The organism is Luteibacter pinisoli (genome assembly GCF_006385595.1).
Taxonomy (GTDB): Bacteria; Pseudomonadota; Gammaproteobacteria; order Xanthomonadales; family Rhodanobacteraceae; genus Luteibacter; species Luteibacter pinisoli.
In genome coordinates, this window is sequence record NZ_CP041046.1 from 3796821 (window position 1) to 3812782 (window position 15962).

13 protein-coding genes are annotated in these 15962 nt (G+C 66.2%); 3 read left to right on the forward strand and 10 right to left on the reverse strand.

What is annotated here, in order from left to right:
* Positions 1-14: 14 nt before the first annotated feature.
* A complete protein-coding gene (apaG, locus tag FIV34_RS17330; RefSeq protein WP_139984770.1) occupies positions 15-398 on the forward strand; it encodes a Co2+/Mg2+ efflux protein ApaG in 384 nt (127 codons plus the stop codon).
* A gap of 55 nt (positions 399-453) precedes the next feature.
* Positions 454-1305 carry a symmetrical bis(5'-nucleosyl)-tetraphosphatase gene (locus tag FIV34_RS17335; protein WP_139984771.1) on the forward strand — a complete coding sequence of 284 codons (852 nt, stop codon included), beginning with the start codon at positions 454-456 and terminating at the stop codon, positions 1303-1305.
* Positions 1306-1451: 146 nt separating this feature from the next.
* Here the strand turns inward: FIV34_RS17335 and secA are convergent, their stop codons facing one another.
* Together secA and FIV34_RS17345 are read right to left on the reverse strand one after the other, a co-directional pair.
* Positions 1452-4160: a preprotein translocase subunit SecA gene (secA, locus tag FIV34_RS17340; RefSeq protein WP_139984772.1), complete on the reverse strand. Its 2709-nt coding sequence runs from the start codon at positions 4158-4160 to the stop codon at positions 1452-1454.
* A gap of 133 nt (positions 4161-4293) precedes the next feature.
* Positions 4294-5208 carry a M23 family metallopeptidase gene (locus tag FIV34_RS17345; RefSeq protein ID WP_139984773.1) on the reverse strand — a complete coding sequence of 305 codons (915 nt, stop codon included), beginning with the start codon at positions 5206-5208 and terminating at the stop codon, positions 4294-4296.
* Positions 5209-5241: 33 nt separating this feature from the next.
* Between FIV34_RS17345 and FIV34_RS17350 the strand changes: the two genes are divergently transcribed.
* A complete protein-coding gene (locus FIV34_RS17350; protein ID WP_139984774.1) occupies positions 5242-5700 on the forward strand; it encodes a DciA family protein in 459 nt (152 codons plus the stop codon).
* 1002 nt (positions 5701-6702) lie between these two features.
* Here the strand turns inward: FIV34_RS17350 and lpxC are convergent.
* From lpxC to ftsW, 8 genes are all read right to left on the reverse strand, one after another.
* Positions 6703-7614 (reverse strand): UDP-3-O-acyl-N-acetylglucosamine deacetylase, encoded by a 912-nt coding sequence (gene lpxC / locus FIV34_RS17355; RefSeq protein ID WP_139984775.1) that lies wholly within the window; start codon positions 7612-7614, stop codon positions 6703-6705.
* A gap of 339 nt (positions 7615-7953) precedes the next feature.
* Positions 7954-9141 carry a cell division protein FtsZ gene (gene ftsZ, locus FIV34_RS17360; RefSeq protein ID WP_139984776.1) on the reverse strand — a complete coding sequence of 396 codons (1188 nt, stop codon included), beginning with the start codon at positions 9139-9141 and terminating at the stop codon, positions 7954-7956.
* Positions 9142-9273: 132 nt separating this feature from the next.
* Complete coding sequence (gene ftsA, locus FIV34_RS17365) at positions 9274-10509, reverse strand: cell division protein FtsA (RefSeq protein WP_139984777.1); 1236 nt, start codon at positions 10507-10509, stop codon at positions 9274-9276.
* Positions 10510-10517: 8 nt separating this feature from the next.
* Positions 10518-11258, reverse strand: a complete 741-nt coding sequence (locus tag FIV34_RS17370) for a cell division protein FtsQ/DivIB (protein WP_139984778.1) — start codon at positions 11256-11258, stop codon at positions 10518-10520.
* Positions 11258-12229, reverse strand: coding sequence for a D-alanine--D-alanine ligase (locus tag FIV34_RS17375; RefSeq protein WP_139984779.1), 972 nt, complete (start codon positions 12227-12229; stop codon positions 11258-11260). The genes FIV34_RS17370 and FIV34_RS17375 overlap by 1 nt, the downstream gene beginning before the upstream one ends.
* Positions 12226-13668 carry a UDP-N-acetylmuramate--L-alanine ligase gene (murC, locus tag FIV34_RS17380; RefSeq protein ID WP_139984780.1) on the reverse strand — a complete coding sequence of 481 codons (1443 nt, stop codon included), beginning with the start codon at positions 13666-13668 and terminating at the stop codon, positions 12226-12228. Before murC ends, FIV34_RS17375 begins: the two co-directional genes overlap by 4 nt.
* Positions 13665-14747, reverse strand: coding sequence for an undecaprenyldiphospho-muramoylpentapeptide beta-N-acetylglucosaminyltransferase (murG, locus tag FIV34_RS17385; RefSeq protein ID WP_139984781.1), 1083 nt, complete (start codon positions 14745-14747; stop codon positions 13665-13667). The genes murC and murG overlap by 4 nt, the downstream gene beginning before the upstream one ends.
* The gene (gene ftsW, locus FIV34_RS17390; protein ID WP_139984782.1) at positions 14744-15958 is read right to left on the reverse strand and encodes a putative lipid II flippase FtsW; all 1215 of its coding nucleotides are present in this window, start codon (positions 15956-15958) and stop codon (positions 14744-14746) included. Before ftsW ends, murG begins: the two co-directional genes overlap by 4 nt.
* Positions 15959-15962: the final 4 nt, after the last annotated feature.

Consider the following 15962-nt stretch of genomic DNA (forward strand, 5'->3'; position numbering starts at 1 on the left):
CACACAATCCCCGCATGAACTCGAAAACCCCCTACACGATCGACGTGGAGGTCGAAACCCGCTTCGTACCCGACCAGTCCCACCCCGGCGATAACCGCTACGTGTTCGCGTATACGATCACGCTGCGCAACGCGGGCGACACGGGTGCGCAGCTGGTCGCGCGGCACTGGGTGATCACGGACGCCAACGGCAAGGTGGAAGAAGTGCGTGGCGACGGCGTCGTGGGCGAACAGCCCTGGATGCGCCCCGGCGACACCTACGAATACACGTCCGGCGCGGTGCTCGAAACCGCGGTGGGTACGATGGCAGGCAGCTACCGGATGGTGGCTGACGACGGCACGCACTTCGACACGCCCATCCCGGCGTTCGTCCTCTCCATTCCCCGCACGCTGCACTAGGACTACGCATGGATAGCGCAAACGCCTGGCAGGGCGACATGAAGCGAGCAACCTGATGGCCGTCTATGCCATTGGCGACGTCCAGGGTTGCTACCCCGAACTCCAGCGCCTGCTGGAGAAGATCCGTTTCGACCCGGCCGCCGACCAGCTCTGGTTCTGCGGCGACCTAGTCAACCGCGGTGGCGAATCGCTCGCCACGCTGCGGCTGATCCACTCGCTGCGCGAGCGCAGCATCATCACGCTCGGCAACCACGATCTCTCGCTGCTGGCCATCGGCCAGCGCCGCGAGGACGCCCAGCAACGGGTGAACCCCGAGCTGCGCGAAGTGCTGTTCGCCGAGGACGCACCGGTGTTGCTCGAGTGGCTGCGCATGCAGAAGCTGCTGCACCACGACGAAGCGCTCGGCTGGACGATGATCCACGCCGGCCTCGCACCGCTGTGGACGCTGCGCCAGGCACAGCGCGCCGCCATGGAAGTGGAACGCGAGCTCGGCAGCGCCCGCCACCAGCGCCTGCTGAAGAACCTCTTCGGCAACCGCCCGCCGGCATGGACCAACCGCCTGCAGGGCGTGGAACGCCACCGCGCCACCATCAACACCCTGACGCGCATGCGCTACTGCGACGTCAACGGCCGCATCGATTTCGAAGGCAAGGGCGTGCCGGGCACGCAGAAGCCGGGGATGTACCCGTGGTTCGAAGTGCCGGGCATGCGCAAGCGCGAAACGAAGATCGTCTGCGGGCACTGGTCCGCCCTGGGTCGCTTCGCCGGCCTCGGCGTGTACGCCATCGACACCGGCTGCGTGTGGGGCGGCCAGCTGACCGCCATGCGCCTGGACAGCGAAGAGCCGCAATACATCACCGTGCAGGCCGAGCCACACCGGCAAAAGCCCAAGGGCGGCGGGGACTGACGCACTCAGAAAACCCTACATCGCTCCCGATTAGACGCTTTTTTTGTACAGCGGCTGTCTTTTCTTTACAAAACGGGCTCCGGCCGTACTTTTTTTTACAGTGACGTAGCGAAAAAAAACCCGCCGTGAGGCGGGTTTTTCTTTGGTCAGCTCAACTGGCCGTGGCAGTGCTTGTACTTCTTGCCAGAGCCGCAGGGGCATGGATCGTTACGGCCGACCTTGGGGCCTTCGGCCACCGTGGTCGGGACCGAGTCCGCCAGGGCGCCGCTGGCCGCGCCGACCGCCTGTGCGTCCGCGTGCTGGAACTGCAGGCGCTGGGCATCGGCCGAGCGCTGCTGCTCGGCTTCCATCGCGGCGACTTCTTCTTCGCTGCGGATACGGATGCGGGCGAGCATCTGCACCACTTCGGCCTTGATGCGATCGAGCATTTCCGAGAACAGCTCAAACGACTCGCGCTTGAACTCCTGCTTCGGCTGCTTCTGGGCGTAACCGCGCAGGTAGATGCCCTGGCGCAGGTAATCCATGCTCGACAGGTGCTCCTTCCAGGCGTTGTCCACCACGGAAAGCATCACGTGCTTCTCGAGCGAACGCATCGTCTCGGCACCCACCTGCGCTTCCTTCTCGGCGAACGCCTGGTCCACGGCTTCACGCACGTGGTCCATGATCGCTTCGGCGTCGGCTTCCTTGCGGCCTTCCAGCCAATGGGCGACATCGAGGCGCACGTTGAGCTCGCTGGCCAGCTCGCGATCGAGGCCAGGGATATCCCACTGGTCGTCAATGCTGTCGGCCGGCACGAAGCGGCGCACCAGGCCTTCGATCACGTCCTGGCGGATATCGCGGACCATGTCCGAGATATCTTCGGCTTCGAGCAGTTCGTCACGCTGCGCGTATATCACCTTGCGCTGGTCGTTGGCGACGTCATCGAAGTCGAGGAGGTTCTTGCGGATGTCGAAGTTGTGCTGCTCGACCTTGCGCTGCACCTTTTCGATCTGGCGGGTGATCAGGCGATCTTCCAGCGCCTCGTCATCCTTCATGCCGAACATCTGCATCCAGCGGCCGATACGCTCGCCGCCGAAGATGCGCATCAGGCTGTCCTGGAGCGACAGGTAGAAGCGCGACGAACCCGGATCGCCCTGGCGACCCGAACGGCCACGCAGCTGGTTATCGATGCGTCGCGATTCGTGACGCTCGGTACCGATGATGTGCAGGCCACCCGCGGCGAGCACCTGCTCGTGGCGCTTGGTCCACTCGGCACGGATCGTCGCGCGCTCGGCATCGGTCGCTTCCGCCGGCAGCGCGGCCAGCACCGCTTCAAGGCTGCCGCCCAGCACGATATCCGTACCGCGACCGGCCATGTTCGTGGCGATGGTCACCGAGCCCGGCGCACCGGCCTGGGCCACGATGTGCGCTTCGCGCTCATGCTGCTTCGCGTTCAGCACTTCGTGCGGAATGCGCTCTTTCTTCAGCAGGCCGGACACCAGTTCGGAGACGTCGATGGACGCCGTACCGACGAGCACCGGCTGGCCCTTCTCGAAGCATTCCTTGATATCCGCGATCACGGCCTTGAACTTCGCGTCCGGGCCGAGGAACACCATGTCCGGGTTGTCCTTGCGGACCATCGGCTTGTGCGTGGGGATCACCACCACTTCCAGGCCGTACACCGACTGGAACTCGTACGCTTCGGTATCCGCCGTACCGGTCATGCCGGCCAGCTTCTTGTACATGCGGAACAGGTTCTGGAACGTCACCGTGGCGAGCGTCTGGTTCTCGCGCTGGATGGGCACGCCTTCCTTCGCTTCCACCGCCTGGTGCAGGCCATCGGACCAGCGACGGCCCGCCAGCGTGCGGCCGGTGAACTCGTCGACGATGATGACTTCGCCGTCGCGCACGATGTAATCCACATCGCGCTGGTAGATGGCGTTGGCACGCAGCGCCGCGTTCATGTGGTGGACGACGGCCAGGTTCTTCGAATCGTACAGGCCGCTGTCCGGCTCGATGACACCCGCCTGGCGCAGCACCTGCTCGGCGTGCTCCATGCCCTCTTCGGACATGTGCACCTGCTTCTGCTTCTCGTCGACGAAGTAATCGCCGGCACCGTCTTCCGTTTCCTGGCGGGTGAGGTGCGGCACCACCTTGTTCACCGCGATGTACAGCTGCGGGGAATCCTCGGCGGGGCCGGAAATGATCAGCGGGGTGCGGGCTTCGTCAATCAGGATCGAATCGACTTCGTCGACGATGGCGTAGTGCAGGCCGCGCTGGTAGCGCTGGTCCCGGCTGAGCGCCATGTTGTCGCGCAGGTAGTCGAAGCCGAACTCGTTGTTGGTGCCGTAGGTGATGTCCGCCGCGTAGGCGCCACGCTTGTCCGCGTGGTCCATGCCCGGGTACACCACGCCGACCGAGAGGCCGAGGAAGTTGTACAGCTTGCCCATCTGCGCCGAGTCGCGGCGAGCCAGGTAGTCGTTGACGGTCACGACGTGCAGGCCCTTGCCCTCAAGCGCGTTGAGGTACACCGGCAGCGTACCGACCAGGGTCTTGCCCTCGCCCGTGCGCATTTCGGCGATGCGGCCCATGTGCAGGACCATGCCGCCGATCATCTGTACGTCGTAGTGGCGCATGCCAAGCACGCGCTTGGCCGCTTCGCGGGTGACCGCGAAGGCTTCAGGCAGCAGCTTGTCCAGCGTTTCACCGGCGGCAAGGCGCTGGCGGAACTCGTCGGTCTTGCCACGCAGGGCGTCGTCGGAAAGCTTTTCGAACTCCGGCTCGAAGGCGTTGATGCGCTTGACCGTCTTGGAAAGGTCGCGCAGCACGCGGTCGTTACGGCTGCCGAAAATACTCGTCAGGGCACGATTGAACATCGATCATCCGGATCTGAAACAAAAGGGAATGGCGGTAGGGCGCGAACCCGACCGGCACGAAGGGACGATCATACTACGGGCGTCCCTCATCTTTCCTTCTAATGGCGGCGCGGCGCCGCCATTCAAGGCCGTCTCAGCGGTGGCTGCGAACGAAGGCCAGCGGGTTTACCACGCGATCGTGGTACCAGACCTCGAAATGGACGTGGGAGCCGGTCGAGCGGCCGGTGGAGCCAGCCCGGGCGATCACGTCGCCCACGTGGACGCGCTGGCCCACGGTGGCCACCAGCTTGCTGTTGTGGGCGTAGCGGGTCATGTAGCCGTTACCGTGGTCGATCTCGATCACGTCGCCGTAGCCGTTGCGCAGCCCGGCAAAGGTCACCATGCCCTCGGCCACCGCGGTGACCGGCGTCCCCGTGGGCGCGGCGATATCGATGCCCGTGTGGCGGGCGCTGTGGCCGCTGAACGGGTCCGGGCGGCCACCGAAGAAGGAGGAGATGTAGCCGTTCACCGGCATGCCGGTGGGGCGCAGGCTGGACTCGATCTTGCGGTCCAGCAGCAGGTCGTTCAGGGCCTGGAGCTGGGCCTGCTGGACGTCAAACTGGCCCGCCAGGTCGTCGATCCCCTGGTTCAGGGCCGCCGGCGCCATCGCGCCTTCATCCTTGCCCGTGGTCAGTTCCGGGCCGCCCTGGCCGGGATCTTCGTCGAAATTGAACTCACCGTCGTCGAGCTTGCCGACCTGGGTCAGGCGCTCGCCAAGGGCATTGAGGCGCACCGACTGGGCCTGGAGCTGGCCGAGCTTCACGGCCAGGGCATCGATATCGCGCTGGGCATCGGCCTGGATCCTGGCGACGCGGGCATCCGCACTGCCCTGCGGCGCGGCGGCGGTGTGGCTCGGGCCAGCGATAGCCAGCGCCAGCGCGGCACCCATGCCGGCCAGGCCAACGGCACCAGCCACGGCCATCGCGGCGACCTTGCAGCGCATGCGCCGGCAGGCCAGGTCGAGCGTTTTAGGGCCTTTATGGCCACGTGGTACGAGTATGATCTGCATCGTTACTTCATCGAATAAGTTCAGCCGGTCTAAATGCCACCGCCGTCCCAGCCATCCCGCCGCCCTACGCGTGGACTGAAGTCCATCGCGGACGTCGGGCCTGTCGCCAAGCTGGCCCATAAGGCCCGCGAGCTCGACACACTGGACCGCCAGCTGCGCGCGACGTTACCTGCGCCGTTGCGAGACCACGTCCGCTTTGCGGACATTCGCGACGGCCGGCTCGTCTTCCTTGCGCCCTCGTCGGCCTGGGCTTCCCGGGTGCGCCTTTACCAGGCGCAGATCCTTGAAGCGGCTCGTGCCATCGGCACAAGGGCCTACTCGGTTGCCGTGAAAGTGGCCCCCCTGCCGGTCGAGGAACCCGCCCCCGACCCGCTCAAACCGCTTTCCGCCGGGGCGGCCCGTCACCTGAGGGCTGCCGCGGCGTCACTCTCCGATCCCACGTTGCGGGATCTCTTCCTTGGGTTGGCCGACGTGGCCGATAAGCCCGAGTAATCCGTCACTTACGTCGACCCTTGCCGATGCGTAAGTACCACCGCATGTCTGCCGGTGGGCGGACTTTATAGCACGCATGATGGCAAGGAACACCTAAAGTGCACGTAAAGTTCACGATCGTGACGGGTGTACCGCCGATTTCGCGCAGTGCCCGTTAAGACGTTACGTAGGGCTACTTAGCGGACGGCAAGCTCGCCTTCGGCATCGCGTTGGCGCCCGGACGTGGTCGCAGTAGAGCCCTCGGTGCCCACCCTCGCTGCTCAGACATCGACTCCAGCGTTCGACAGGGAGGGCCGCTACGCGGCCGTTTTCCTAATTTGGCCTACGGCCGCGAACCGGTGACTGGGCGGGGGTTTTCGACACGGCGTCCTGCCGTGACGAAAACGCGCGGCCCTCCATGGCCGCGCCCCTACGGGCCTGATCCTTCCAGCCCCCTCGCCTCCGCGAACTCGCCTCGAGGGTGGGCACCGAGGACTCTCTTCATCCGTGTCGATACGTGACGGAAGGCCAACGCCGGCGACGTTCTGGCCGTCGCGAAGGAACGCAGGGTTGGATTTCCTTGGGGAACAGCGCCGCAAATCATGGTGGCCGTGGCTGCCAACGTGCGGGCGGTTGCTTTCCGGGACGAAACCTCGGTGCTGGAGGGAGTCCTGGGCGCCCACCCTCGAGGCGAGTTTAGTGTCGCGAGGGGGCTGGAAGGATCAGGCCCGCAGGGGGTGGGCCATGGAGGGCCCACCGTTTTCGCCACGACAGGGAATGTCGTGTCGAAAACCCCCGCCCAGCCACCGGTTCGCGGCCGTAGGCCAATAGGAAAACCAGCCGCGTAGCGGCTCTCCTTTTCGAACGCAGAGCGTTGTCTGAGCAGCGAGGGTGGGCGCCCAGGGCTCCATGGCGATCACCTCCGAGCGCCGACGCGATGCCGAAGGCGAGCCTTCACGCAGACGCAAAAAAAAAAGGCCGCGATTGCTCGCGGCCTTTCCAAACAGCTGGAAACCAGGAGGCTTAGACAGCCTGCGCCGGGTGGGCGTAGGAAATCGGCGCCTTGGCCGGGTCCTTGAAACTCACCTCTTCCCACGCCGCCACATCAGCCATCAACTGGCGGAGCAGCTTGTTATTCAACTCGTGGCCCGACTTATGCGCCGAGTAAGCACCGATGAGGCTGTGACCCAGCATGTAAATGTCGCCGATCGCATCGAGGATCTTGTGCTTCACGAACTCGTTGTCGTAACGCAGGCCATCCTCGTTCAGCACGCGGTAGTCATCCAGCACCACCGCGTTGTCCATCGAACCGCCCAGGGTCAGGTTGCGCTCGCGCAGCGCTTCGATATCACGCATGAAACCGAAGGTGCGGGCGCGGCTGACTTCCTTGACGAACGACGTGGTCGAGAAATCCATCTCGGCCTGCGAATTGCGCTTGTTGAACAGCGGGTGGTCGAATTCGACCGAGAAGCCCACCTTGAAGCCGTCGAACGGCTCGAGCTTCGCCCACTTGTCGCCGTCGCGAACCACGACCGGCTTCTTGATACGGATAAAACGCTTCGGGGCTTCCTGCTCCTCGATGCCAGCGGACTGGATCAGGAACACGAAGGGGCCGGCGCTGCCGTCCATGATCGGCACTTCAGGTGCCGACAGGTCGACGTACGCGTTATCAATGCCCAGGCCCGCCATCGCCGAGAGCAGATGCTCGACCGTGGATACGCGGACCTCGCCATTCATAAGCGTGGTGGAAAGACGGGTGTCACCCACGTTTTCCGGGCGCGACTTCAGCTCAACCGGCGGGTTGAGGTCGGTGCGGCGGAACACGATGCCCGTATTAGGGGCCGCGGGGCGGAGCGTCATGTATACCTTGTCGCCCGTATGAAGGCCGACGCCGGTGGCGCGAATGACGTTCTTAAGAGTGCGCTGCTTGATCATGATGGGTCAAACCTTGGTGGCAGCAGCCAGGTGTGGCGAAGATGCTAACACAGTCTTAACCTCGGAATAAACAAACCGGCCAGTACAGTTCTGCCCAGCTTTCACCGGGCCTTCAGTTTTTGGTGAGATCGGTTCTCATTTGTACGGAGACACTAACGCCTGCGGGGGCCTCAGGTTGACCTGAAGCATGCCGCTTTGGTTCATGTCTTCCCGTCGGGGGCACGAAGGTGCCCCGCCGCCCGGACGGGAACAGCGGCGGGGCACCCGGGCGGCCCGGCGTCTTGCCGGGCTCGACCCCACGTCTTCCTTAACGTGCCTGGTGTATGGCGTGAGTGCCGCTTAGTCAGCCTGACGACGCAGGAAGGCCGGGATATCCAGGTAATCGATCGCCGGCTCGGCGGTCTTGGCGGCCGGGGCCGGCTCGCTGCGGACCGACGGGACCGGATCGGCGTGGGCGTAATCGACCACTTCGTTGCCCGTACCCGTGCGCAGCACGACCGGACGCGGACGCTGGCGCATTTCCACCTGCTGCTGCACCGGCTGGCGGACCGGCTGCTTGGCCGCGGCGGTACCGCGGTTCAGGCCGGTGGCCACGACGGTGACGCGGACGTCGTCCTGCATGTCCGGGTCGAGCGAGGTGCCGATCACCACGGTCGCGTCTTCGGAAGCGAAGTCGTGGATCACGCGGCCGATCTCGTCGAACTCGCGCATGGTCAGGTTCGGGCCGGCCGTGACGTTGACCAGGATGCCGCAGGCACCGGCCAGGTTCACGTCTTCCAGCAGCGGGTTGTTGATGGCGGACTCGGCGGCAGCCTGCGCGCGGTCGTCGCCGCGGGCGGTACCCGAACCCATCATCGCCATGCCCATCTCGCTCATTACGGTACGGACGTCGGCAAAGTCGACGTTGATCAGGCCCGGGGCCGTGATCAGGTCGGCGATGCCCTGCACGGCGCCGAGGAGCACGTCGTTGGCCGCCTTGAAGGCGTTCAGCAGGGTCACTTCGCGGCCCAGCACCGAGAGCAGCTTCTCGTTCGGCACGGTGATCAGCGAATCCACGTGCTGCTGCAGGTCTTCGATGCCCTTCAGGGCCACCTGCATGCGGCGACGGCCTTCAAACGGGAAGGGCTTGGTCACGACGGCGACGGTCAGGATGCCCTTTTCCTTCGCCAGCTGTGCCACCACCGGCGCAGCGCCGGTACCGGTGCCACCGCCCATGCCGCAGGTGATGAACACCATGTCGGCGCCTTCCAGCATTTCTTCGATGCGCTCGCGATCTTCCAGGGCGGCCTGGCGGCCCACTTCCGGATTGGCGCCCGCGCCCAGGCCCTTGGTGACGTTGCCACCGAGCTGCAGGTGCGTACGGCCACCGCAGGTCTTCATGGCCTGGGCGTCCGTGTTGGCGACGACGAATTCCACGCCTTCGATATTGGAGTTCACCATGTGGGCCACGGCGTTACCGCCGCCACCACCCACGCCGATGACCTTGATGACCGCATTCGGTGCCAGTTTTTCGATCAGTTCAAACATTTCCCGTCCTCCGCAGAACTTGTAGTTATTTTGGTTTGTATCCCGTGGGCGACTCCTGTCGACCATGGGTAGTGGGCCTTCCGTTTGCCCCGGCGCCCCCTTCCTTCGGGCACCGATGAATGAGTTTGTGTTTTAGAAGTTCTTGGTAAACCAGCTACGGAACTTCTCGACGACGCTGCCGACATTGCCGACCGGCGAATTGCTGTGGCGCGTGCTGCCCGTGGCGCGCGCGCCGTGCAGCAGAAGGCCCACGCCGGTGGAATGCAATTCAGTGGACACCACGTCGCCCAGGCCGGAGACGTGCTGGGGCACGCCGACGCGAACCATCTTGTGGAAGATTTCTTCCGCCAGCTCCAGCGCCCCTTCCATCCGCGACGCACCGCCGGTCAGCACGATGCCCGCAGCCACGAGGCTTTCGTAACCCGAGCGGCGCAGTTCGTCCTGCACCATCTCGAAGATTTCTTCATAGCGTGCCTGTACCGACTGCGCGAGCGCCTGGCGGGCCAGGCGGCGCGGCGGGCGGTCGCCCACGCTCGGCACCTGGATGGTTTCTTCCGCATGGGCAAGCTGGGCCAGCGCACACGCGTATTTGATTTTGATCTCTTCCGCGTGAGCAGTTGGTGTGTGCACGCCATACGCGATGTCGTTCGTCACCTGGTCACCGCCCACCGGCAGCGACTTCGTGTAGCGAATCGAACCCTGCGTGTAGATGGCGATGTCGGTGGTGCCGGCGCCGATGTCGACCAGGCACACACCGAGTTCCAGTTCGTCTTCGGTCAGCACGGACTTCGCGCTGGCCACCGCCGCCGGCACCAGCTCGTCGACCGAGAGGCCGCAGCGCTGGATGCACTTGGAGATGTTCTGCACGGCGCTCGCCGCACCGGTCACCAGGTGCACGCTGGCTTCGAGGCGCACGCCGCTCATGCCCACCGGATGGCGGATGCCGTCCTGGCCATCGATGCGGTATTCCTGCGATTCCTTGTAAAGCACCTTGCGGTCGGCCGGGATGGCCACGGCGCTCGCGGCTTCCAGTACCTGCTCCAGGTCGCCCACCATCACCTCGCGGTCGCGGATGGCCGCGGTGCCGTGCGAGTTGCGGGTTTCCAGGTGGCTGCCGCTGATCGAGGCGTACACCGAGCGGATATCGCAGCCGGCCATCAGCTCGGCCTCTTCCACGGCGCGCTGGATGGAGTGCACCGTCGATTCGATGTCCACCACCGAGCCGCGCTTCATGCCGCGCGACACGTGGGTGCCGATGCCGATCACTTCGATCGGTTCACCCGGCTCGTACTCGCCCACGATGGCGACCACCTTGGAGGTGCCGATGTCGAGGCCGACGACGAGCTGTTTGTCGTTCTTGTTTCTCATGTTCTAACTCAGGTTCCGACCTTGGGGGTGGCCGTGTTGTCCGATGGCGGCCACCGGATGGCGAATCCGTTGGTGTAACGCAGGTCGGCGTAGGCGAAACCGCCACGATGACCGGCAATGAGTTGCGGGTACACATCCAAAAACCGTGCAAGGCGACGGTCGGCCTGTTCGCGATCGCCAATGACGATCTCCGCGCCGCTGTCCGTGATCACGCTCCAGCTGCCGCGATTGGTGAGCGACACGCCGGTGACCGACATGCCTGCCCTGCCCTCGAACGCCTTGCGCACCTGCGCATAAAAGCTCACCACTTCGGCCAGCCGCGAATCCGGGCCCGACAGCCGCGGCAGGTCGCCCATCTGGTCGGCACCCGGCGCGTCGAACACCTGGCCCTGGCGGCTGATCAGGCGTGCTTCGTTCCAGCGGGCGAACGGTTCGCGCTCGTAGATGCGCACCAGCAGCGTATCCGGCCAGCGCTTGCGCACTTCCACCGACTCCACCCACGGCAGCACGCCGATCGAACGGCGCACGTCTTCCAGGTCCGTGGCAAAGAAGCCCTTGCCCAGGCGCGGGATCACGGCGCTGCGGATCTGTTCGGCGCTCACGTGGGTGAACTCCGCCTCCACCTTCAGCTGGGTCACCGGCCAGCGGCCGGCGGCAAACCAGCCCTGCATCACGCCCACGATAGGGAGCGCCACCAAGGTGATGGCGATTCCCCATGCGACGATCCGCGTGGCGGCGGCTCCTTTCATTACTTCGCAGCCTCCCGTTCCATGGAGGTTTCCAGCACGCGCCAGCACAGGCCCGGGTAATCCAGGCCCGCCGCGGCGGCGGCCTTCGGCACCAGCGAGTGCGAGGTCATGCCCGGGGCGGTGTTCACCTCGAGCAGCCAGTTCTTGCCGTGGCGGTCGCGCATCACGTCGACGCGGCCCCAGCCGAAGCAGTCCACGGCGTCGAAGGCCTTCAGGGCGAGCGCGCGCATCTCGTCTTCCGCCGCGCCGGACAGGCCGGGGCAGAGATACTGCGTCTCGTCCGAGATGTACTTGGCGTTGTAGTCGTAGTACTCGCCGGCCGGCACGATCTTGATGGTGGGCAGCACTTCGCGGCCGACGATGCCGACGGTGAACTCACCACCTTCCTGCGCGTCGCCTTCGATCAGCGTTTCCATCAGCAGGTCGCCGGGGTAACGGCGGGCGAGGTCGACAGCGGCGTCGAGGTCACTTTCCTTGAACACGCGCGTGATGCCGACGCTGGAACCTTCCCAGGCCGGCTTCACGATCAGCGGGAAACCGATCTCGCGCGCCGCGGCGTGCACGTCGGCACCGCGCGGCAGCGCCTTGAACTTCGGGGTCGGCAGGCCGAGGGCGATCCACACCTGCTTGGCGCGCACCTTGTCCAGCGACAGCGCGGAACCCAGCACGCCGGAACCGGTGTACGGCACGCCGAGCGACTGCAGCGCACCCTGCAGCTCGCCGTTCTCGCCGCCCGCACCGTGCAGGATGTTGAACACACGGGCGAAGTGCCCCGCGCGCACGGCGTCGAGCAGCGCCGGGATACCGTCGATGGCGTGGGCATCGACGCCCGCGCTACGCAGCGCCTCAAGCACGCCCTTGCCGGAGTTCAGCGAGACCTCGCGCTCGGCCGAGTTACCGCCCATGACCACGGCGACGCGGCCGAAATCGGCGGCATCGGTGACACGGCGCGGGAAACGGGTGGTGCTCATGCCTTGGTCGTCCTCAGGTTGCCGCTGTTGCCAAGCTCAACCGCCGCGGCGCCGATATCGCCGGCGCCCAGCAGCAGGATCAAATCGTTGTCGCGGGCCAGCGCGGAGAGCGTGGCGCGCAGGTCGCGCGGGTGGTCCACCAGCACCGGGTCGGTCTTGCCGCGCGCGCGGATCGCGCGGGCCAGGGCCTTGCCGTCGGCGCCAGCGATCGGCGATTCGCCGGCCGGGTACACCTCGGTGAGCACCAGCACGTCGGTTTCGGCGAGCACGTTGGCGAAGTCGTCGAGCAGGTCGCGGGTACGGCTGTAACGGTGCGGCTGGAAGGCCACGACCAGGCGACGATCCGGCCAGCCGCCACGCGCCGCGGCAAACACGGCGGCGAGTTCGCGCGGATGGTGGCCGTAATCGTCCACCAGCAGCGCGGCACCCTGGTCGAGGGCGATCTCGCCGCGGCGATGGAAGCGACGGCCGACGCCTTCGAACGACGCGAGCGCATGCGCGATGGCTTCCGGCTCCACGCCGAGCTGCCAGCCCACGGCGGCCGCGGCGAGCGCGTTCTGCACGTTGTGCCGGCCCGGCAGGTTCAGCGTGACGGCCACGGCGTCGGCGAGGCCCGGCAGGTGCAGGTCGAACTGCATCTGGAAGCCGGCCTGGCGCACGTTCGTCGCGGTGACGTCGGCCGCGGCGTTGTCGATGCCGTAGGTAAGCAGGCGGCGCGAGGTGTCCTGCGCCAGCTTCGCGGTCTCTTCGTCGTCGATGCACAGCACGGCCATGCCGTAGAACGGCAGGCGGTGCAGGAAGTCGGCAAAGGCCTTCTTCACGAACGCGAAGTCGCCGTTGTAATTCTCCAGATGGTCCGCGTCGATGTTGGTCACGACGGCCATCACCGGCGAGAGCATCAGGAACGAACCATCGGACTCGTCGGCCTCGGCCACCAGGTACTGGCCCGTGCCCAGGCGCGCGTTCGCGCCGGCGGCGGTGAGCTGGCCACCGATGACGAAGGTCGGATCGTAGTCGGCTTCGGCGAGCACGCTGGCGACGAGGCTGGTGGTAGTCGTCTTGCCGTGCGTGCCGGCAATGGCGATGCCACGGCGGAAACGCATCAGCTCGCCGAGCATTTCCGCGCGCGGCACCACCGGGATGCGCGAGGCGTGCGCAGCGACCAGCTCGGGATTGTCCTTGCGGATCGCGCTGGAGATCACCACCACGTCGGCGCCATCGATGTTGGCGGCTTCGTGGCCCATGCGCACGTCCACGCCCAGCTTGGCCAGGCGCTCGGTGGTCGGCGACGGCGCGCGGTCGGAACCGGACACGCTGTAACCAAGGTTCGCCAGCACTTCGGCGATACCGCTCATGCCCACGCCACCCACGCCAATGAAATGGACGCGGCGGAACGAGGTCATGAAATCATCGTGGGCGCGCAAACGACCGGTCGTCATGCGGAAACCTCCATGCAGTGACGGGCAATCGTGGATGCAGCGTCAGGTTTGGCCAGCGTGCGGGACGCATTGGCGGCAGAAAGGATCTGCCCGCGGTCGGCCAACAGGTCGTTGAGCATCTTGGCGAGCAGTTCCGGGGAATCGTTCTGGTTGAGCGTGGCATCGGCCACGAGGCGCGCACCGCCCACGTCGACCATGGCGCGGGCGTTCGCCGTCTGGTGGTCGTCCACCGCGTGCGGGAACGGCACCAGCAAGGCTTCGAGGCCGGCGGCGCACAGTTCGGCCACGGTGAGCGCACCGGCGCGGCACACCACCACGTCGGCCCACTCGTAGGCGCCGGCCATGTCGTCGATGAACGGCACGACGTTGGCGGCCACTTCGGCCTGGGTGTACGCATCCACGGCTTCGGGCAGGCCGCGCTCACCGGTCTGGTGGACGATGTCCGGCAGCACGCCGTGCGCGGCGAGCAGGCCCAGCGCCTTCGGCACGCTGGTATTCAAGGTGCGCGCGCCGAGGCTGCCACCGAGCACGAGCAGGCGCGGCACGCCTTCGCGATGGTGGAAGCGCACGGCCGGGGCCGGCAGCGAGGCGATGGCCGCGCGCACCGGGTTACCCACCCACTCCGCGCCGGGCAGCACGTTGGGGAAGCCGGTGAGCACGCGCTTCGCGAACGCGGCGAGCTTGCGGTTGGTGTAGCCGGCCACGGCGTTCTGCTCATGCACCACCAGCGGGATGCCCGCCAGGCGCGCGGCGACACCGGCCGGACCAGCCACGTAGCCACCCATGGAGAGCACGCAGCGCGGACGCAGCTTGCGCAGCACGGCCAGCGAATCGAACAGCGCGCGCACCAGCATCAGCGGGGCGAGCAGGCGGGTCTTCATGCCCTTGCCGCGCAGGCCACCGACTTTCACCGTGTGCAGCGCGATGTCGTGCGCCGGCACCACGCGGGTTTCCATGCCGCCCTCGGCACCGAGCCACGCCACCGGCACGCCCTGCGCACGCAGTTCGTCGGCCACGGCCAGGCCGGGGAAGATGTGGCCGCCGGTACCACCGGCCATGATCAGCACCGGGCCGCTCATGCGAGGCCTCCGGCGGTGACCGGCACGGCGGTGGCCGGGTTGCGCACCGCCGTCTGGCGGGCGTCTTCGGCGCGGTTGATTTCGAAGGTGGCGCGCAGCAGCACGCCGACCATGCAGCAGGTCATGAGCACGGAGGAACCGCCCGAGCTGATCAGCGGCAAGGTCAGGCCCTTGGTCGGCAGCACGCCGAGGTTCACGCCAATCGAGACCATGGCCTGGAAGCCGAGCATCAGCGAGATGCCGTAGGCGACGTAGCCGGAGAAACGATGGCCGAGCTCCACGCCCTTCAGGCCGATGTACAGGCCACGGCCGACCAGCACGATGTACAGGCCGATGACGGTGGCGATGCCGGCCAGGCCGAGTTCTTCGGCCAGCACGGCCAGGATGAAGTCGGTGTGCGCCTCGGGCAGGTAGAACAGCTTCTGCACGCTGGAGCCCAGGCCCACGCCCAGCCACTCACCGCGGCCCACGGCGATCAGCGCCTGGGTCAGCTGGAAACCGTCGTTGAACGGATCCTTCCACGGATCCAGGAACGAGGTGAGGCGCTTGATGCGGTAATCCTCGGCCGTCGCCGCGTAGATCAGCAGCGGCACCAGCGGCAGCGCCAGCAGGAGCAGGTTGCGCATGCGCGCGCCGGCCAGCCAGACCATGCCAACGGTGGTGGCCACCACGAGGGCGGCCGAACCGAAGTCGGGCTGGGCCAGCAGCAACAGCACGATGAAACCGGCCACGGCGATCGGCTTCACCACGCCGAACAGTTCGTATTCCACGCCTTCGCGGTGGCGAACCAGGTAGCTGGACAGGTAAGCGACGAGGATCAGCTTCATCGCCTCGACGGGCTGGAAGCTGGTGACGAACAGGTTGATCCAGCGGCGCGCACCGTTGATGCGCATGCCGAAGCCCGGCACGAACACCAGCAGCAGGCCGACCACGCCGAGCAGGAGCAGCAGCGTGCTGTGCTTTTCGATCAGCTTCAGTTCGGTGCGCATGGCCACGCCGGCGAGGATGCAGCCGCCGAAGAGGAAGCCGATGTGGCGCTTCAGGTAATAGAAGGCGCCCACGTGCGAGCCATCGGCCACGGCGATCGAGCTGGAGGTGACCATCACCACGCCGATCGCGGCGAGCGCGAGCGCGGCCACGAGCAGCGGGAGGTCGAAACTCCCCCGCGGGCCCTGGCGGCGCTGTGCCTGCTTGTTGCCGAAGCCAAACATGATG